Source organism: Sneathiella sp. P13V-1 (genome assembly GCF_015143595.1).
GTDB lineage: Bacteria > Pseudomonadota > Alphaproteobacteria > Sneathiellales > Sneathiellaceae > Sneathiella.
Genome location: NZ_WYEU01000001.1, coordinates 993,544 through 1,013,596 on the forward strand (window position 1 = coordinate 993,544; position 20,053 = coordinate 1,013,596).

15 protein-coding genes are annotated in these 20,053 nt (G+C 48.8%); 10 read left to right on the forward strand and 5 right to left on the reverse strand.

The annotated features are described in order from the left end of the window. Positions 1 to 70 precede the first annotated feature (70 nt). The 4 genes from GUA87_RS04865 to GUA87_RS04880 all read right to left on the reverse strand — a co-directional run bounded on the left by GUA87_RS04865 (position 71) and on the right by GUA87_RS04880 (position 3,681). Positions 71 to 865, reverse strand: a complete 795-nt coding sequence (locus GUA87_RS04865; protein WP_193715377.1) for a substrate-binding periplasmic protein — start codon at positions 863 to 865, stop codon at positions 71 to 73. A 161-nt stretch (positions 866 to 1,026) separates the two neighbouring features. Beyond that, complete coding sequence (locus tag GUA87_RS04870) at positions 1,027 to 1,785, reverse strand: ABC transporter permease (RefSeq protein ID WP_193715378.1); 759 nt, start codon at positions 1,783 to 1,785, stop codon at positions 1,027 to 1,029. Between the two features lies 1 nt (position 1,786). Next, on the reverse strand, positions 1,787 to 2,575 hold the full coding sequence (locus GUA87_RS04875; protein ID WP_193715379.1) for an ABC transporter ATP-binding protein: 789 nt from the start codon (positions 2,573 to 2,575) through the stop codon (positions 1,787 to 1,789). 86 nt (positions 2,576 to 2,661) lie between these two features. After that, the gene (locus GUA87_RS04880) at positions 2,662 to 3,681 is read right to left on the reverse strand and encodes an ABC transporter substrate-binding protein (protein WP_193715380.1); all 1,020 of its coding nucleotides are present in this window, start codon (positions 3,679 to 3,681) and stop codon (positions 2,662 to 2,664) included. Between the two features lie 479 nt (positions 3,682 to 4,160). On the opposite strand from GUA87_RS04880, the gene GUA87_RS04885 reads away from it, so the two are divergent. The 6 genes from GUA87_RS04885 (at position 4,161) to GUA87_RS04910 (ending at position 11,648) form a co-directional block, all read left to right on the forward strand. After that, positions 4,161 to 5,432, forward strand: a complete 1,272-nt coding sequence (locus tag GUA87_RS04885) for a hypothetical protein (protein ID WP_193715381.1) — start codon at positions 4,161 to 4,163, stop codon at positions 5,430 to 5,432. A 169-nt stretch (positions 5,433 to 5,601) separates the two neighbouring features. Then, entirely contained in the window at positions 5,602 to 7,641 is a 2,040-nt protein-coding gene (locus GUA87_RS04890) for a hypothetical protein (protein ID WP_193715382.1), read from the forward strand. A 1-nt stretch (position 7,642) separates the two neighbouring features. Then, positions 7,643 to 8,815 (forward strand): hypothetical protein, encoded by a 1,173-nt coding sequence (locus GUA87_RS04895; RefSeq protein WP_193715383.1) that lies wholly within the window; start codon positions 7,643 to 7,645, stop codon positions 8,813 to 8,815. A 38-nt stretch (positions 8,816 to 8,853) separates the two neighbouring features. Next, the gene (locus GUA87_RS04900) at positions 8,854 to 9,411 is read left to right on the forward strand and encodes an RNA polymerase sigma factor (protein WP_193715384.1); all 558 of its coding nucleotides are present in this window, start codon (positions 8,854 to 8,856) and stop codon (positions 9,409 to 9,411) included. Positions 9,412 to 9,413: 2 nt separating this feature from the next. Next, complete coding sequence (locus GUA87_RS04905; protein WP_193715385.1) at positions 9,414 to 10,019, forward strand: hypothetical protein; 606 nt, start codon at positions 9,414 to 9,416, stop codon at positions 10,017 to 10,019. Positions 10,020 to 10,028: 9 nt separating this feature from the next. Continuing rightward, positions 10,029 to 11,648, forward strand: coding sequence for a S8 family serine peptidase (locus tag GUA87_RS04910; protein WP_193715386.1), 1,620 nt, complete (start codon positions 10,029 to 10,031; stop codon positions 11,646 to 11,648). Positions 11,649 to 11,692: 44 nt separating this feature from the next. Here GUA87_RS04910 and GUA87_RS04915 read toward each other — a convergent pair whose 3' ends face one another. Further along, on the reverse strand, positions 11,693 to 13,192 hold the full coding sequence (locus GUA87_RS04915; RefSeq protein ID WP_193715822.1) for an aldehyde dehydrogenase family protein: 1,500 nt from the start codon (positions 13,190 to 13,192) through the stop codon (positions 11,693 to 11,695). 161 nt (positions 13,193 to 13,353) lie between these two features. Between GUA87_RS04915 and GUA87_RS04920 the strand changes: the two genes are divergently transcribed. The 4 genes from GUA87_RS04920 to GUA87_RS04935 all read left to right on the forward strand — a co-directional run bounded on the left by GUA87_RS04920 (position 13,354) and on the right by GUA87_RS04935 (position 20,016). After that, complete coding sequence (locus tag GUA87_RS04920; protein ID WP_193715387.1) at positions 13,354 to 14,271, forward strand: LysR substrate-binding domain-containing protein; 918 nt, start codon at positions 13,354 to 13,356, stop codon at positions 14,269 to 14,271. 707 nt (positions 14,272 to 14,978) lie between these two features. Beyond that, positions 14,979 to 15,719: a trypsin-like serine peptidase gene (locus GUA87_RS04925; RefSeq protein ID WP_193715388.1), complete on the forward strand. Its 741-nt coding sequence runs from the start codon at positions 14,979 to 14,981 to the stop codon at positions 15,717 to 15,719. A gap of 217 nt (positions 15,720 to 15,936) precedes the next feature. Then, a complete protein-coding gene (locus tag GUA87_RS04930) occupies positions 15,937 to 18,633 on the forward strand; it encodes a cation-translocating P-type ATPase (RefSeq protein WP_193715389.1) in 2,697 nt (898 codons plus the stop codon). An 18-nt stretch (positions 18,634 to 18,651) separates the two neighbouring features. Then, the gene (locus GUA87_RS04935) at positions 18,652 to 20,016 is read left to right on the forward strand and encodes a dicarboxylate/amino acid:cation symporter (RefSeq protein ID WP_193715390.1); all 1,365 of its coding nucleotides are present in this window, start codon (positions 18,652 to 18,654) and stop codon (positions 20,014 to 20,016) included. The last annotated feature ends 37 nt before the right edge of the window (positions 20,017 to 20,053 follow it).

The window sequence follows — 20,053 nt, forward strand, 5'->3', positions numbered from 1 at the left end:
TTAGCTTAAACCGACAAAATAAAAGCAGCGCTCAAGAAATTGGGCGCTGCTTTTTTGTGCTTGAAAACGACTAACTGCTTCCAGGTTTTCTGAGTTCTTTCCATTGCAGGAAACTCTCTTCCTGAACACGGTCGAGAGTACCGTCCCCGGCAAATCGTTCAATCAGCAGGTTTATTTCAGGTAATAACTCCCGGCAGGGGGAGTTTTTGGAAATCATAATTGATGCCTGCCCAAAGCCAACAGGGTGCGGAAGAATGTTAAAGAGGTCAGACAGGCCTCGTTTCTCAACCTGAACTTTAAAGGGGTATAAGCTGGAGATGATGTAGTCGACGCGGCCATGCTGTAACAAGGAAATCAGGGTGGAAAAATCGTCTGCCGCTGTCACATTCAGGTGTTTTTTCCGATAAAGATCAAATTCCTCACCATAACTCTCTCCCCGCACTGCTGCGCCATGCTTTCCTATCAAATCAGGCCACTTCTGAAATTCAAACCCCTGATTATTAAGGGTAATAATAACGATGGGATCTTTTCTGGTGGTTGACGTGAAGACAAAATGTTTGGCACGTTCTTCGGTATAGTAGGCCCCATTTACAAGATCCAGATCACCCGCTTTGGCGCTATGGACCACTCTTTTCCACGGGCCGACCTCAACAAACGTAATTGGGATTTTTAAATTTTCCCCAATTAACCGGACCAACTCATTATTTGCCCCTCTAAAGACATTGTCGCTGACCCAGGAAAAAGGGGGGTAATTAGGATGGCCGCCAGCTATGAGTTTCGTGCAGCTACTGGCAAAAGCAGTCGTGCTGAAAGAAAAGGTTATAATCAGCATTAATCCAAATCTAATTGCCTGTATGGCTGTCATAGATACTCTCATCACTCTCCATCACTTGAAGTAATAATATATAGTAGATTTTAAAAAGATAAATATATTAGCCGTAACTAATTATAGGGATGTGGGTTTTAGAGAATATCCATGAAAAAGGCCGCTGGTAAGCGGCCTTCATTTTGAGTGTTAGAAACCGATTAATTCGCTTCGCGCTCAGCCCAACCGGCGAAGATTTTCTCCAGCACCACCACTACGTAATAAAGCGCGATACCCAGAAGGGCGAGGGCAATGAGAACGGCAAACATAAGCGGATAGTCCGCGTTGATTTTGCCGCTATCAAACAGGTGCCCAAGACCCCGACCATGTGGTTCAACAATCTCCATCAGGTTGGTTCCGATGAAGGCCAATGTCACTGCCACTTTCAACGCGCCGAAAAATTCTGGCAGTGTTTTCGGCAAGGCTATTTTACGGAAAATGGTGAGCTTGCTTGCGCCCAAGGAATGCAGGATATCCCGATATTCAGGCTCCAGCGTGCTAAGGCCGATGGAGATACTCACCGCGATCGGGAAGAAGGAGATCATGAAGGCGATCAGGATCGTATTCATGTCATGCTGTCCCACAAACAACAGGGCGACAACAGGCACAACCGTTGCCTTTGGTACCGCGTTAAAGCCAACCAAAAGCGGATACAGCGCTTCACGCATGGTGCGGGAGAAGCCCATGATCATGCCAAGACCAAGCCCGAAAACAACCGCCAGCAAAAGGCCGACAATTGTCCTCCACAAAGTATCCCAGCCATATTCCAGAAACAGCGGCCAGTGCTTTAAGAAAGCCGGTCCCAGATCAGAAGGGGAGGCCATCACATAGTTCGGCCAGCTATTCACCCAAACAAGCGCTTCCCAAAGGAGCGCGAAAATAACGAGGGCGAGCACAGGAATTCCAAATTTACGGATCATATCAGTGTCCCTCCATGTCGCGGCCCTGGGCGATCTGAATCTGATGGCGAAGGGTCGCCAGCATTTCCACTGCAGGCCCTTCATAGAGATCATCCAGTGTCCGATCAGGACCTAGCGGAACGTCCATGACAAACTGTGTTTTCGCCGGACGGCCGGACAAAACCACAACCTGATCCGCAAGGAAAATGGATTCGCGCAAATCGTGGGTGATCAGAAGGCAGGTAAACTGCTCTTTATGGCGAAGGTCATGCATGATCTGCCACAGATCCTCACGGGTGAAGGCATCCAGCGCGCCAAACGGTTCATCCATGATGAGAACATCCGGACGATGAACAAGAGCCCGACACAGGGAGGCACGCTGACGCATCCCGCCTGAAAGCTCGGACGGTTTTTTATCTTCAAACCCTTCAAGGCCCACCATGGCCAGAAGTTCGCGGCCACGATCTTCCCGTTCTTTTTTAGAAAGATTATTGGGCACAATTTCAAGGGGCAGCAGCACATTATCAAGAATGCTTCGCCATTGAAGTAGTACCGGATTTTGAAACGCCATACCCACGTTGGAACGCGGACCGGTTACCGGCTCCCCGTCCACGGAGACGGTCCCGCGATCGGGGATCATCAAGCCGGCGATAAGGCGTGTAAGGGTAGATTTGCCGCAGCCGGAGGGTCCGACCACAGCCGTAAAGGCACCAGGGGAGATATCGACGTTCAGCCCGTTCAGCACATGCAGAGGGCCCGTGTCGGTCTTAAAGGTATGGTGCACATCAGAAATGGAGATATGTGAACTCATGATGTCACTTCTGGAAAAATTCAGGCCAAAATAAAAGAAGAGGCCTCAGATGGGGCCTCTTCCCGTTGATATAGATGTTGCCGTGCTTATTTCAGCATCAGGCTGCCATCTTTTGGCAGATAAGCGTCCGTATAGATCGCGCCGATATCTGGTGTGTTCTGGAACTTGTAGTTCTCACCCAGCTGCATAAGAGCTTTCTTCATGCGCGCCATGTCGATACCACCCATGCCATTGGCTTTGGTGTAATCTGTGACAACATTCTGGTCGATAGACAGTTTCAGGCGACGTGTTTCGAGCGCGACGTCAGAAGCAGGGTTGCGTTTAGCAACCATCTTTGCGCCTGCTTCTGGGTCTGCAATCACATCGTTCCAGCCTTTTGCAACCGCAGACAGGAAGTTTGTCACTGTCCCTGCATTGGCTTTAGCAAAGTCTGTGTTCACGATGATGGCATTACCATAAAGGCTGAGGCCGTGATCTGCCATCAGCAGAACTTTGATGTCATCTTCGGCAACACCCAAACGAACCAGGTTCAGAAAGCTGGAGAAGGAAAAGCCTGTGATCGCGTCAACATTACCTTCGGCAAGCATTGGCTCACGTGTTGGGAAACCAACTGGCTCCACTTTGATTTTGGACATGTCCAGACCGTTGGCAGCGGCAAAAGCCGGGAACTGTGCCCATGCGCCATCAGGTGGCGGTGCACCCAGAACCTTACCTTCAAGATCTTTCGGGCTGCTCACGCCTTGGGACGCACGACCCACAACAGCGAAAGGAGGCTTATCATACACCATCATCACGGCTGTGACAGGCGCACCTGGATTTTGATCAAGGAATTTGATCAGGCTGTTGATATCCGCAAAGCCAAGCGGAAACTTGCCTGTGGCAACCTTTGGAATGGCGTCCAATGAGCCTTTACCAGCAGAGATTTCTACATCAAGGCCAGCTGCTTTGAAGTGACCGTTATCTACAGCGGCGAAATAAGCAGCACTTGGACCTTCAAATTTCCAGTCGAGTGCGAACGGAATTTTTGTGTCTGCTGCGGCGCCAGACAGTGCCGCGCCCATGACCCCCGCTGCCGCTGTCAAAGACAGGACAAGTTTCTTTAACATATTTTATTGCTCCCAATATCAGATAAAATCTTGCCTCTATGACAGCAGATTGATGGACTTCAATCAAGTAAGAATTGTGCCAATTTAGTAGGCGAACCTAGTCTATAATTTCATCATCCTGCTGATTTTGCAGTCATTTCCTGAACCGCGGGTGAAAAAGTGAGGAAAGGGGGTGAAACTGTCAGAAAGTTCGGATTCACTTCAATCGCTTATAGCTTTGCTATAAAACAACGGAGCGGGTTGAGAAAACTGACTACAAAAGCGTCCTTCGCCTTCTCAACCGGGTTCAACCTGAAAAGTGAAACGGGACCTTGTGTTTAGCAGTTTTTATTGCACCATATAAAATTCAATAAAAATAATGTATGTTTTTGTTATGAAGAGGTTGGGCGAGATTTTTTGAACCTTTTTCGGATAGCCAACGACCAAGCATTATCCAAGTTCAATTGCTGCCCTGAAAAAGATCAGGAAGGAAGGATAATATGTTTAAGTATACGTCAAAGATCCTGAAGTTTGGCCTAGTAGCCTCTACAGTTTTAAGCACTGGTTCCGCGGTGGCGGCATCGGCACAGTATTCCGAATATATTGAGAGCATCTCTTTTGAGAGAAAAGCAGGCGTTCATATCGATGTTGTGTTGGAGAATGTCTCCCCAAACAAACATGTGGATAATGTCAAAATCTTTCCAAAATCAGCCAATATACCAATCGAGTTTGATGGAACGGTAAGGTGTGAAAAAGACCGCAAAGTGGATTATCACGGCGCCAAGCTTTATTTTGGGGATGTTTCTCTGTTCGTTGACATGATCAATGTCGGTAATGCAGTTGATCTGGGAACATATTTTCCTAGTTACTATGAATGGACAGGAACCAGATGGGCAAATGAATCTGGCAATAATGAAGCGTTTAATCTCTCGCTACTGACTGTTAAAAACCTGCCTGCCAATCTGCGTATTGACCCGGTAGCGGAGCTTAACAAAAAACTGCAGGCCCATATGGCAGGTGGTAAAAGCAAGGCTTCCTTCTATCAGAAAGAACAGTTTATTGAACTCACCCGTCCGGTGACCCTTGCGGCGGCCTGTGAGAAATATATTTCTGCGGGGAAAGTTCCAAAAAAATGGGGATATAGAACTGCGAATGTCAAATTTGTCATTCGGTACGCGGGTGATCCCGAGGTTAACGAAACAGGAAAACTCAATCCGGTGCTAGGTAACAACCAGCCGGGGGGTGGAAATATTAATCAGAACTTGCCCTTGCAATTGACGGAAGCAACCTTCCAACCAAATATACCTCATTATATCGGCAAATGTGTGCCTAATCAGGATCCTAAAATCCGCTTTAACTTCAAAGGAAGCGGAAAGGGTAGCATCCAGTTTATCATCGAAGATGGCAGCAGCCCGGTCTACTCAACTCCTGTGATCGCCTATGATTCAAAAAGCCAGCATAATCGCTATCATGATTTCGACTATCCTTTGAAAGCCAAGATGGCGCAGAAAGCGGCTTGGAAAGTGGTCAACCAAACCATCAACCACAATCTTAAGATCCGAGCGAAGGTAAAAACGGCAGGTAGCAATGATTGGGGACCTTATCAAAACTTCGGTCAGGCAGTGTGGAAGCATCGTTGCACACCACAAACGACTGTCCCAGGGTCCAACGGCGGAAAAGTATTCAACCCTCAAAACTCAAACCCCGGAGACAAGCTGCAAATTCAGTTGAACAACACCTCTCCAAAGCCAGCGCGTAAAAGTAGTGACTAGAACAGGATGGGCACCGGAGCGATCCGGTGCCCATGGCATTCGGGCAACAACAAAAAATCGCGTGACCCTAGGTGTCGACTAATGCTTTTTGCTGATTTTTAAATTAGTGATATACATCTCGCGGGTCGTGCCTAATAAAAAGTGAGTGGATGGGGAAGTGGGGATTTTCTTGAGACATGAAAAAAGGCAAAGGCGTCTTTGGGCGTCGTCTGTTGCTTTGTCTGTTTTTCTTCTCCCGGCTTATGCTCAGGCAGAGATTAACTGGCCAGAAACTATCTCCGCGACAGGTGAAACTGGTCAGTTTGTTATTGCCCTTGATACGACTTCTGATGAGTGGGGGGCACGCACTGAAAATCTGATTATCGAGATTGATAATGTCGATGTTACCGAGCTGGTCGCTTTTACCCCTGCGGGTTTCCGTTATGAAGTTCTGCAGCCCCTTAAAGTGGGTCTGCATACGCTGAAGATTTACGAGGCGGATCAGGCTGGGGATTATCAATTGGTGCGGGAGTATCAGTTTGAAGCAACCGCGGATCAGGCCGGTGTGGCGAGCGGCGGATCGCTCACCCTTGAAAGCGATAACAGCCTCGAGATTTCCCAACGACTGTTTGAGACAAATATCACCTCATCCATTGACGATACAACAGCGTCGGGTGCGGGGAACACCTCTATTCGATATGAGAACGGTGGTTGGTCGCTGAATATCAACAGTAATTATTTCCTCGAAAGCGAAGAAGAGATTTCCCAGACAGGAAACGAATTTGATCTTGGGGAATATGACGCGCGTCTTGCCTATAGCGGCGATGGATATGGGGCCGAAGTAAATCTGGGTCATCATGACGTGGGACTGGAAAGCCTCGCGTTTTCAGGTTTCAACAGACGGGGTGTCTCCTTAAAGACTAGTTTTCTGGATGATGCCATTCAGATAACCGGGTTTAGCCTGTCCAGTGATAGCCTTGCGGGTGTGGATGATATTTCAGGGCAAAAAGAAGACAGCGGATATGTAGCCGGCGGTGCCGTTGCGATCCGGCCTCTCTGGAATGAGATCGGCAAGATTGAGCTCACGGGTGTCTATTTTGATTCCAAGGGCGGGGAAGCTGATTTTGGCAGTGGGGGTGGTCTTGGTGTTGATGCGGCCCCCAAAGGGCAAGGGGCAGCGCTGATTGCAGATACCCTCTGGTATGAGGACCGTCTTCGGGTTCGCGGGGAATACGCCTATTCCAATATGGATCTGGATGGGGATGACGCCGCGCTGGATAAAGATAGTGCCAACGCACATGCCTACTCCCTTGATTATGATCTGATTAGGGATGACGGGACACATGACACACCCACATCTTTAAAGATTGGCGCTAGATACGAGCGGATTGATACCTATTATTACAGTCTGGCTAATAGTGGTCTTGCCACGGACCGTGATGGGTTCACCGCTTATGCCAATATGTATTACGGGTCTTTTAACCTGAACGCCTTGTCGTCCGTATTCGTGAATAACGTTGATGATCATGAAGATCTGGCTACGGATCGGGTGATTACTGCGTCGCTTGACGGCAGCTACAGTTTTGATCCGCAGGTAAACGAAGAAGGGGAGATCGGCTGGCTCGGTACCCCATTTATGGGCTTTGGCGTCAATTATATGGATGCCAATAGGGTGGATACCCCTGTTGGATATCTGGGGGATGATACCAACAATCACAGCGGAACCCTTTATTTTAATTTTGGCTCTTCCTATGAAACCTGGAACTGGCAGCTTGGATATAATCATGCCCTGTTTGTGGATGACACCAATGTGTCCTCAGATACAGCCAATGATCTGATTGATCTTAGCGCGTACTGGAATGTTTCAGATTACACCAGCCTCTCTGTTGGGGCACAGCTCAACAGGTATGAGCAGAAAGCGGATAGTGAACGTACCTATAGTGTTTCAGGCAATCTTGGACTGCAAACAGCCTTCATTCCCGACGTTCTTAACGCACGACTTGATTATAATATGAACCTTTCATCAGGCAGCAACGACATACCAGATAGACACCTTCTGGCAACAGAGGTGGAATGGACTTTAATTCCTGCTGAAATCAATAGCGCCGGTGTTGCGCTGGCTTTCCGCGGGGCGATGGAGAAACAACATGGTAATGAAGACAGCTCCCTGGACGATGCGGCTTACGAGGGCTTTTTCGTCCTTAAATTCAAAGCGCCGTTATTGTACTGATATGCGTAATCTTCAATTTGGCTTGCTTGCGATATTTGCGTTCTGTGGTCTGATTGCGCCGCAAAGTGCAAATGCACTCGTGAATTCGGCAACCCCTGTTCCCGCAACCGTGACAGTTTCCCCCACGGGAGGATCCGTAACGATTACTTGGAGGGTTGTGCATACGATTTCTGCGCCGGCAACAACGGTCACCTCTTCCCCTGACTATCAGTTCAGGATTGACGGGGTTTTGATCAATACGGTTGCCAAAGTTCTGACCCGGACGACCACTCCGACAGTTGGTGTTCCTGAAACCCTTACCTATACGGAAACTCTTCCTATTTCTGCGGCAACGGCCATTCAGATTGCCAACGGTAATAACAATTCCACCTTCACCAGAACTTTCAATGATGGCGGGGGTGCGCAAACGGCTGTGGCCCGTGTCATTGTGGGCGGCGCAACGGGAGAGCTGTCGATCAATCGCATTGATCTTAGTTTCGAAAACGGAACGAAAACCAAGATCATTAATCAAAGCGATCAGCTGCATGCCATCGCAGATGTATCATATCGTGCGCGTGGTTTGCTGGAAGCGGAATGGCGCGTTATTGATAGTAACTCCATCCGTGGGGGGCAGTTTGAGCGGGTGATCGGTCTGTCCAGACATCAGCTTAGCGCGCCGGGCAATGGCCGCATTCGGATTAAAAGTCCGCGCTTGCCGACGGATTTAAGCGGCTTGCACCAAGTGCGCCTGTTCATTCGGAGCCCTGAGCTCAGATTTGAAGAGCCGGTCTTACGCTACTATGTCAGTCCTTCTGCTGTAACAGGTGCTGGTAGATTGCAGCCTATGCAGGTGGTGCAACCATCAGAAAATGCACTTCTTGGGCCTGACCTACAATTCGCATGGTTGTCAGTTCCTGGGGCGGCAGCCTATCAGATCGAAATTTTCGGCTCTGGCGCGCCTGGTAATCCGGTAGAAAATCTGAGCAAGGCCCCGTTGGTTGTAGGGGCGCTGGATATTGAGAAGCGCTTGGTTGCCGGGAAGGTAATCCCGGGTGACAAGACAGCAACTGTTCTGGCCCGTACCACTTTCCAGCATCTGGAGCATGGACGTGAGTATCTGTGGCGGATCAGGGCCATCAATGACAACGGAAATGTGCTGTCTCAATCTGCTTTGAGAAAAATCAGGTTCCCTTAATTAAGGGCGCTACAGGATCCGTATGGGGATAATTCCACATGGAAATGAATGGACCCTCAGATATTGAACTTATCGAAAGGATCGCCCGTCAGGAACGGGCGGCCTTTGATACGTTTTACAGGCGTCATGAAAGACGTCTCTATCATTTTATCCTAAAAAAAATGAACGATCCGTCGGAGGCCTACGACATACTCCATGAAGTCTTTATGGAAATCTGGCGAAAAGCAGATCGGTTCGAAGGCAGATCAAAGGTGAGCACCTGGTTTTTCGGGATCGCCTTTAACAAGTCAGTGGACCGCCTGCGCAAAAAGATGCCAGACCAATTTCCTGAAGATGAAGATATGGATATTGAGGATGAAGAGGTTTTAAATCCGATGGAGTTGGTTTCGGCAACAGAAGAAGCAACATTGATTGCAAAATGCGTTGAAAAGCTTGGGGAAGCTCAGCGCGCTGTTGTTCAGTTGGCTTTTTACGAAGATATGTCCTACCCGGAGATTGCCAAGGTTATTGAGCGTCCGGAAGGAACCGTAAAGACCCGCATATTCCACGCCAAGCAGGCCTTAAAGCTCTGCATCTCTAAATTTGCAGGAGTATGACCATGACTGAGGTGGATAAAAATCTGGATCAGCTCTTACCCTTCTACGCCAACGGGACGCTTGAAGGGGCCGAGAAAGAAGCTGTAGAGGCCCGATTAAGCGAAGACGCAGATTTCAGAGCCGAGCTTGCCTATTTGAAAGCCTTACGTGCAAACATCCAAAGTGAAGAAATTGTCGGTAGTCCCGGTGAGTTGGGCTTGAAACGGCTCCATAAGGAGATGGACGCTGAGGATAGGATTTCAGCACCACCTGCTCCGGCAAATGACAACAGCTTCTGGCGTCTGACAGCGATCGCTGCTGCCATTGCGCTGGTGATATCCGTTGGCATGCAAGTTTACGGGACTGTGTCAGGCGAGGATACTTATACGACGGCATCTGGGACCCAACAGATTGACGGGCCGGTGTTCCAGATCTTCTTTAAAGATGACAGCTCTGAAGTGGATATTAGAAGCTTGCTTCTGAAAGAAGGGCTGACGATCGTCGAAGGCCCCACGGAAATCGGTTATTACCGGATTGCCTCCCGGGCGAAACTTGACAATCAGGCGCTTGGCGCATTGTTGAAACGTTTATCTGCCTCCCCTCTCATTCAAGAGGCCCTTCAGGAGTAGGAGGTCCAGATGACGCACCTTTTGCTCAAAATGATGTTGGTGTCAGCCTTATGGAGTTGGTCGTGTGCAGCAAATGCGCAAACCGCGCCAACGGATCCTGCAGGCTCTCCTTCCAGTTCGGTGCCGGGAACAAGCACTCCGCGTCCTGGCACTGCGCCTCTAACTTTGCCTGCTCGCCGCGTTCTTGGTGGGGCGTCCCTCAAACCCGCTCAGTTTTTGCGGTTTGAAGGAAGTTGCCTGCCCCCTCAAGGGATCTGGCGTCTTGTGGGGTCAAATTTTGCAGAAGGCCGAAGCACAGCCTATCGGTTATATCTGAAATCCAGTAAGGGAGATAAAAAAGCGCTGCCAATCTCGTCGGTGCGAAAAAACGTTATTTCCAGTCGTATCTCGTCATCTGATTTTCTGGAGAAGGGTCAAAAATACTGGTTCGAGCTTTATGTGGGTCAACAGATTGTTGAAGGCCCCGGCAATCGGCTTCGCCTCGAAAGATGCACAGATGAAACCCCTTTGCTTTCCCCTTCGCGTGAGAGGGAATATCTACCCCGCGAAATTTTGGTCCAGTTACCGTTTAGCGCCTTTAGTGAGGCTGAGAAGCAAAGCATCGTTAGCCAGTTGCAAAGCTTAGGATACACCATCGCTCGCGATGAAACACTGGAGGTGCTGGAGGTTTATTTGCTCCGCATCGGGACGGGGGCTGGCGCGGATTTACCGTCATTGATCGATGAACTTCGTAACCGATATCCTGAAGCGCAAATCGATTTCAACCATATTGCAACATTGGCAAATGGTCGAAAACACTACGGACGCAAATTATCAGGTCTTCCCGTGCCACCGCTTCAATGCGGGGTGCTGGAGACACTTCAAACACGGGTCGGAATTGTAGATGGCGGGGCAAATCTGAACCACAGTGCGCTGAAATCTGTGCCTAATGTGCATATGGCTCGCTTTGGCGATGGTATATCGGCGGGAAGTATCGCAAGTGCTCACGGAACTGCTATTCTCTCTCAGTATAAAGGCGCAGACAAAGAACTGGATCTAAGGGGTCTGCTACCCAATTCCCATGTGTTTCTGGCAGATGTACTGGATGAGGAAAGCGGTAGTGGTAACAGTTTCACGGTGATAACGGGCCTCAATTGGTTGGCAAAAAGAAACGTAGATATCGTTTCCATTTCCATGGAGGGGCCGCCCAATCGATTGTTGGAGAAGGTCTTCCAGACGCTGGATCGGCTTGGGGTTTTTGTGATTGCCGCTGCCGGAAATGGGGGGCACAGGGGAAAGGCTGTCTTTCCCGCAGCATATCCGTCAGTGATCACTGTAACGGCGGTGGGGCCAACAAGGTCCATTTATGGTAAAGCCAATCAAGGGAGTTTCGTTGATATCGCCGCGCCGGGGTCGAGTATTTGGCTCGCTCGCAAAGACACAGGGGCAAGCTATCAAACAGGAACCTCATTTGCGGTTCCTTTTGTCGTTTCAAAAGCGGCGCTGGTGCTTGGGAGTAGATCTAAAGGTTCTGGTTTTACACATACTGATCTGCGGCAGGCGCTCATACAACATGTGATCGATCTTGGCACAACGGGTCGGGATGATGTTTTTGGCGCTGGACTTGTTCAATTTTTTAATTGTGAATAAGTCGGATTTTTAAAAGGGGGTCTCACAGACCCCCTTTCAAGTTGTCAGATATCGAACTTAACGCCCTGTGCCAGGGGGAGTTCAGAGGAATAATTCACCGTTGAAGTTTGACGGCGCATATATCCTTTCCAGGCGTCTGATCCGCTCTCGCGACCTCCGCCGGTTTCTTTTTCACCGCCGAATGCCCCTCCAATTTCAGCACCTGACGGACCAATATTGACATTGGCGATCCCGCAGTCGGACCCAACAGCAGAAATAAAGGTCTCCGCTTCGCGCACATTCATGGTGAAAATGCAGGAGGACAGACCTTGCGGTACGTCATTTTGAAGATCAATGGCCTCTTCCAGATCCTCATAGGAAATCACGTAGAGAATAGGCGCGAAGGTTTCCGTCTTCATGGTCTCTGTTTGGGACGGCATTTCCACCAAAGCAGGGGATATATAAGCTCCGCCCGGCACATTCTCGGTGACCACATTACCACCGTGAACTATCCCGCCCTCAGCCGCCGCGCTCTCCAGTGCCTGTTGCATATTCTGCAAGGCACCCTGATCTACCAACGGGCCGATCAAAGTAGAAGCATTGCGCGGATCTCCAATATTAAAAGAGCTGTAGGCGGATTTCAGCTTTTCAACCAGTTCATCCTTGATGGAGGAGTGAACGATCAGGCGGCGAAGTGAAGTACATCGCTGCCCCGCGGTGCCAACGGCAGAGAACACAATGGCGCGTACAGCCATTTCCAGATCTGCGGATGGGGCAACGATCATGGCGTTATTCCCACCAAGCTCCAGAATAGGGCGTCCCCAACGGGCGAGGACCTTTGGCCCTACGATATTCCCCATACGGGTGGAGCCAGTTGCAGAAATAACTGGCACATCTTTGCTTTCCACCAACGCTTCACCAATATCGGCGCTGCCAATGACGACCTGGCTCAGACCTTCCGGCGCATCCTCACCAAAACGCCTGAGGGCGCGTTCCAGAATTTTCTGGCAGGCAAGGGCGGTGAGTGGCGTTTTCTCTGACGGTTTCCAGATAACGGGGTTGCCGCAGACGAGGGCCAAAGCAGTGTTCCATGACCAGACGGCAACTGGAAAGTTAAAGGCAGAAATAATACCAACCGGGCCGATAGGGTGCCACGTCTCCCGCATGGAATGGCCCGGACGTTCTGATGCGATGGTCAGGCCGTAAATCTGACGGGAAAGGCCAGTTGCGAAATCGCAGATGTCGATCATTTCCTGAACTTCGCCTAACCCTTCTGACAGGATTTTGCCTGCTTCAAGTGTTACAAGGGCACCGAGCTCCTCTTTAGAGGCACGTAGCTCCTCCCCCAGTAAGCGGACAAGCTCTCCGCGCCGCGGGGCTGGAACCGCGCGCCATTTATTAAACGCGGCTTTTGATCTTTTGATGATCGCAGGCATTTCTGCCGCGGTAGTCTCCTCGACCGCAGCGATTTGGGTCCCATCAATTGGGGAGTGTACGGTCAGATTTCCGTCTGTGATTGTTGGGCCATTAAGGCCAAGAGATGTCAATAACTCGTGAGGGGTCATCATTTTCTCCTGCGTCTATCTACTAGGATATCTAGGGCGATCCGGTCCATTTGGCGACGTGATCACTCCTGCTTGAAAATGATTTAGCACGGCAAAAACTTGATTATAATATCAGTAATAGTCATATTTGATTGACTGTTACTCAATGAATATATTTTGCCATGACACTTCCCAGCCTATCCCTTCTTCGCTGTTTCGATGCTGCTGCCCGCTATGAAAGCTATGCCGATGCAGCAGAAGAGCTGGGGCTTTCCGTGGGTGGAGTCAGCCGACAGGTGAAAGCTCTAGAAGTTCATTTGGGGGTTAATCTCTTTCGGCGGGAAGGGCGGGGTGTTCGCCTGACCACTGCGGGCGAAGCGCTTGCCCCCCGGGTTCATGAAGATCTGGAGCGATTGAGTTTAACGGTGGAGGCAGCAAAGGCCCTTGGGTCATTGCCCAAGATGCTGTCTATCACCGCACCTTCTACGTTTAGTGAGCGTTGGCTCGTCCCGCGGTTAAAGCAATATCGGGATGCGCATAAGGACGTGGCGCTTGTGGTCAAAACAAGGGCGGAGCCTTTTGATCTGGTCACTGAGAAGGTGGATGTGGCCATTCATTTTGGCGCGATGGATTGGCCGGGGGCGCAGCTAACGCCCCTGTGCCCGGAAAACCTGACCCTTGTGGCTGCCCCTAGTTTTCTGGATGGGCAAGGCGGGACGGTTCCTGAGATCGTCTCCCACCGTCATCGACTTCACCTCACCACACGTCCCCACATGTGGGAAGGTTTTGTAGCCTCCTTATCGAAACAGACAAAAGGTATTCAGGAAGGCACCTATTTTGACGAATTTAATCTACTTATTGCCGCCGCAACAGCAGGCATGGGGCTTGCGATTATCCCATCTTACATGATCGAAAAGGAAATCGCGACCGGCGCCCTTCGCGTGTTGGCAAGTGTGCCCGATGACAGTAATCGCTCCTATTATATCGCAACCCAACCCGCGACCGGATCAAAACTGGTCAGCGATTTTATCATCTGGCTGAAAGGTCAGGTCAGCGGCAAATACACCATCGATCAAATGATCAGCTCCGATAACGGGTAGCCAAGAGACGGCAATTCTCAAGTTTTATTAGCGAAGTAACTGGGCGTCCAGGTGTTAAGAGGTGCGTGATACTCTCTGTTGTTACAATAAACTTTCGCATCAAACATGACCTCACCATAAGCAGCTTCGTTGAATATATCCGTGACGTTAATTTGCCCGCCGCTTAGGGAACATATGATCCTGATGTTGCCTGATTCTGTCTTGGTTTGGCTCAAGAAATAACGTCCATTCTTATGCTTTTTTAGGAAAGGCGCAGATGTTGAGGCAGCAGAGTATCTGGTTATTCCCATGCTGGAGGCGTAAGGCTCATCGCCTGACACACTTGATTTGGTTAGTCCGAGCGAAGACCCAACGATCACCGGAGTATGCCCAACAACTGAACACCCGCTAAGCAGGATGCAGAACAGTAGGGTAATGAGTTTACTATGCCACTTGATATTCACTTGAATAGCCTTTTCCCTTTACTGGTGAGATACATAGATTGTTTTGCTTAGCATGTTTTCCCAATTGATCGTAATTTTTTACTGCTCTTTTTGGCCTAAACAGTAATTGAAATTTATCTTTGAACTGGAACTTAGAAACATTGACAATTAACCATAAAGCAATCAAGATTCTGACAGACCTACCTTGGGAGTAAATGGTGATAAAAGCAGACATTTATACATCAACCGTAACAATAAAAATTAGTCGGATTGAGTATATTGTCGATGCCTTTTAATTGTAGGTTCTGGCTGATTTTTGGCCTCTTCATTAGTCTATTTCCAATTTCTGTAGTGCATGCGGAAGACGAATTATTTGCCGAACAAATCGGGCCGTGGAAGAGTATTGGCCGAATAAACAAGGACGGTGGATATTGCACGGGTATTCTTGTTGCCAAAAACAAGGTGCTGACAGCCGCTCATTGTCTATGGAATGTGAGCAGCAATAACTGGATAGCGCCCAATTTATTGCATTTTCTGCCCGGTTATCACAAAGGGCAGTATGAGGGACACGCAACCGGTGTTAGCTACATACTTCCTGAAAAATTCGCGGGCCTGACCACACTTAAAGAGATTGATCGCTCACAGGATTGGGCCGTGCTTACGATTAACAGAGATCTTGGGAATGAACTTGGGTGGCTGGGCATCAAGTCAGAAAAGTTTGCCAATGCGTCCATTAAGGGCAAAACAGTAAGCCAGGCTGGATATAGTAAGGATTTTGAATATGTCCTGACCGGTGACAGAACTTGCGAAATTAAAAATGTGCTCAAGATCGGGATCGACCTAAGTCCCGTATATCATCATAGCTGCAATACGGGGCGAGGTGATGCCGGCGCGCCCATCCTGATCGAAGAAGACGGCGAATTTAAAATTATTGGAATACACAGCTCCTCAATTAAGCGGTGGAAAATGTCAGACATCAGCATTGCCATTCCTGGACATTCTTTTGCGAATTATGTTCTTCAATGATCGCTAATCGCAAATAGAAGGGCGGCCTTGGCAGCATGGGGAAGGGCGCCAGATTCTCGGTCACCAGACTTATCGCAGAGTTAACGGTTGTCTGGAAGACAAGAAGCAGGAAATCAGGCTTTGCGATGAATTGATAGGGACAAGTGCAGGACAAATCAGTGGTAAATGGGAAATGATAATCCTAACCTGACTATTCAATTAGAGTGGGCGGCCATCCATGAAGCAGCAAATTGAACCTCACAATTGTAAATTGCATCAGGTGTTTGAGGCGTACAATACCTCAGAAGAGGGGCTGAGCGCTGAAAAAGCTAAGGAACGTTTGAGTGAATATGGCAGAAACAGCCTTCCACTTGCACCGCCTAAACCAGCATGGGTAAGGTTTATCACCCAGTTCCAAAATGTGTTGATATATGTACTGATTTTCAGTGCCATCGTAAGTGCGATCTTACACCACTATGTTGATAGCGGCGTTATTTTTGCTGTTGTTATTGTAAATGCTGTTGTCGGTTTTATTCAGGAAGGTAAAGCGGAGCAGGCGTTGCGGGCCATCCTGACCATGACAACCTCGCAATGTCTTGTTGTTCGAAATGGTGACGTTGAAACGGTAGACAGCGGTGAAGTTGTTCCAGGCGATGTTGTCATGTTGCAGGCCGGCGACAGGGTTCCCGCCGATATCAGGCTAATTTTCAGTAGAGACTTTCGTTGTGATGAATCACCTTTGACTGGGGAGGCCCATCCTGTCGGTAAACAAACGGATGTTTTGGCGGGTGATGTTGTGCTGGCGGAGCGTACCAACATGGCGTTCATGGGAACCATGATTACATATGGTATGGCGAGGGGTGTGGTCACTCACACTGGCGTAAATACTCAGATTGGACAAATAAGTGAGCTTGTAAAACGCGTTGTTCTTGCCCCAACCCCCCTTCAGGTTCAATTGACGAAATTTGCAAAGCAGTTAACCGGTGCCATTATTGTTTTTTCAGCTCTGACCGTGTTTTTGGGGGTTTGGTTGCATGGGCATAGTTACGCTGAAATGTTGCGCGGCGCGATCGGTATAGCAGTTTCCTCTATTCCAGAGGGATTGCCAGCCATTGTCACAATTGCACTTGCCATTGGGGTTCAGAGAATGGCAAAAAATCGTGCCCTTGTCCGGCGCTTGCCGGGTGTAGAGGTGTTGGGTTCTGTCGACGTCATTTGTTCTGACAAGACTGGTACACTTACCGCCAACGCCATGTCGGCACGTGAAGTATTCACCTCCCGAGGGGTCTACCATATTACAGGGGAGGGCTACGCTCCCAAAGGATCAATTCAGCTTGCGCAAAGCTCGGAACATATTCTGATAGATGGCGATCCCTGTTTTTCGCGGGCGTGCCTTGCGGCGGCTCTTTGTAATGATGCCAGAATTGAACACGAGAATTCGGATTGGATCCTGCATGGAGATCCGACAGAGGGTGCGCTTGCCGTCCTTGCCATGAAACATGGGCTGGTTCCAAAGGAATTAAATCGGGAATGGCCGCGATTGGACATTCTGCCTTTTGAGAGTGAAAAAAGGTATATGGCGACGTTGCACCACAATGCTGATGGTCAAGTAGAGCTCATGATAAAAGGTGCGCCTGAAAGGTTGCTGGACTTCGCCGGATTGCAGTTGGGTGTAGATGGACCGGAGCCTTTGGATAAAGAAAGGTGGTTGGCCGCGGCGCAGGATTTTGCCAGAAGGGGCATGCGGGTCATGGCTCTGGCGCTTAAAGAATACCCGTCCAGGCCCAGTGTCTTAAGTCATAAAGAGGTGGAAGCAGACCTTGTTATGCTGGGGTTGGTTGGAATGAGTGATCCGCCTCGAGCAGAAGCAATTGAAAGCATTAAGGCATGTCATTCCGCGGGTATCACCGTGAAGATGATCACAGGTGATAATCCGGTAACAGCCGCTGCTATTGGTAGTGAACTGGGGCTTGATGTGAGCCGGGTGCTGACCGGAAAAGAGATAGATGAACTAACCAAGGAGCAGTTGGCAACTGAGGTCGAAAAAACGGATGTGTTTGCCCGCACCAGCCCGGCAAACAAGTTACAGCTTGTAAATGCTTTGCAGCAGAACAAACATGTGGTCGCCATGACTGGCGATGGAGTAAATGATGCTCCCGCTTTGAAAAAAGCCGATATTGGTATTGCAATGGGCCACAAGGGAACCGATGCAGCAAAAGAAGCCGCAGACTTTGTACTGACGGATGATAATTTTGCGACCATTGCCAAGGCTGTGCGCGAAGGACGCACTGTATATGACAATATTGTCAAATCGATTGTATTTGTTCTTCCCACAAATCTTGCAGAGGCATTTGTGGTTTTTGTATCGATTCTGTTTGGGAGAATGATGCCGATTACACCCGCACAGATTTTATGGATCAACATGGTGACAGCAATAACACTGGCGTTGGCGCTGGCTTTCGAAAAACCAGAATCCAGAGTTATGGAACGCCCCCCAAGGGCTTATGATTCAGGTTTATTCACTCTTCCCTTGCTGGTGAGAATGTGTCTGGTTGGGAGTTTGGGAGCGACTGTCGTTTTTGCACTTTTCTATGCGTATCGCGATAATGGCGTCAGTATTGAATACGCCCGAACAGTGTCAATTAATGCATTGGTGATGATTGAAGTATTTTATCTGCTGAACTGCCGGTTTCTGACAGAATCAATTTTTAAGAAAACCTTTCTGAAAGGCATTGCGCCAACATTGATAGCGTTGATTTCAGTCATTTCACTACAATTGATTTTTAGCTATCTAACTGTATCGCAAAAGGTTTTTGGATTGGAGAATATATCTCTTAATGATTGGGTTGTAATTATCTGTGTAACCGCGCCTATCCTATTGATGGTAGAGCTGGAAAAAGCTGTTTATCGGCTCATTCACGCAAAGTGGATTTAGAGCAATGAGCTAAAATTTATGGAGAATCTATTAAGCCGGTCGCTGAAAGGACTAACCTACCAGTTTGATCGTTTGATCAAAAGCAAGCTATGGCTCAAAGTCGTGATTGCGCTCGTATTGGGTATCTTGAGCGGGATACTGCTCGGGCCTGATCTTGGTCTAATTGACAGCAAGACTGTCTTAACGATTACATCGTGGCTGGCCTTGCCTGGACAAGTCTTTCTGTCTGTCATTCAGATGATTGTCGTGCCGCTTGTGGTGGCATCTGTTGTCAGGGGGCTCGCCGCAAACAATAATCCAGCCGCCATAAAGAAAAATGGTTTGCTGGCCATAACGTTCATTTTTGTTTCGACTGCTATTGCGGCTTCGATAGGTATTATTCTTGGACTGAACATTCAGCCTGGGAGCTTCATTGACGCAAGCGCGTTAATCGATATGAGTGCTGTTAGCAGTTCAAAAGAAGTAGCAGGTGGTTTTCCGCCCCTTGCAGAGTTACCCGATAAAGTGTCCTCTCTCATTCCCCGGAATCCAATTGCATCAATGGTTTCTGGTGAAATGCTGCAAATTATTCTGTTTGCTGCTGTTTTAGGTGCTGCCATGCTGTCTATACCGGCACATCAGTCGAAGCCACTGTTTGACGTATTAGCTGCATTACAGGAAGTTTGTTTGCGGATTGTATCCTGGGCGATGGTATTGGCGCCACTGGCTGTTTTTGGCCTTATTACCAAATTGGTTGCCAGTGTTGGTTTGGAAGTGCTGGCCGGGATGGCAATATATGTGGTGACCGTTATTGCAGGGCTTTTAATGATTGCCGTGCTTTATATCATCATCGTTCGTTTGACACTGGATCAACCTGTAAAAGAGTTTTTCAATAATATTAAAGAGCTGTTATTGCTCGCTTTCTCCACTAGTAGTTCAGCGGCTGTTATGCCGATAACTTTGAAAGTGGTTGAGGACAAACTGAATATTCGCACTGACATCTCCCGGTTTCTTATCCCACTGGGCGCAACTATCAACATGGCTGGTACGGCCCTCTATCAGGGAGTGGCAACGGTTTTTTTAGCTCAGGTTTTCAATGTTGATTTAAGTATCTCCAGCTACCTTTTTGTTGTGACGATGGCCGTGGCGGCATCTGTTGGTTCGCCGGCGACACCTGGTGCGGGAATTGTTATTCTGAGTATTGTTTTGGAAGGGGTGGGTATTCCATCTGCAGGAATTGCCTTGATACTTGGTGTGGATCGCATACTGGACATGTTCCGTACATCCATCAATGTTTTAGGTGATGTAACAGCATGCACGGTGGTCAAATTTCTTACGACAAAAAAGAACGACCAGCATTTGGAGCTGAAAACCCAAGTCATACAACCCCAGCCTGAAGACTGACGAGCAATGTTGGTGCCCAAATATCATAAGGATGGAC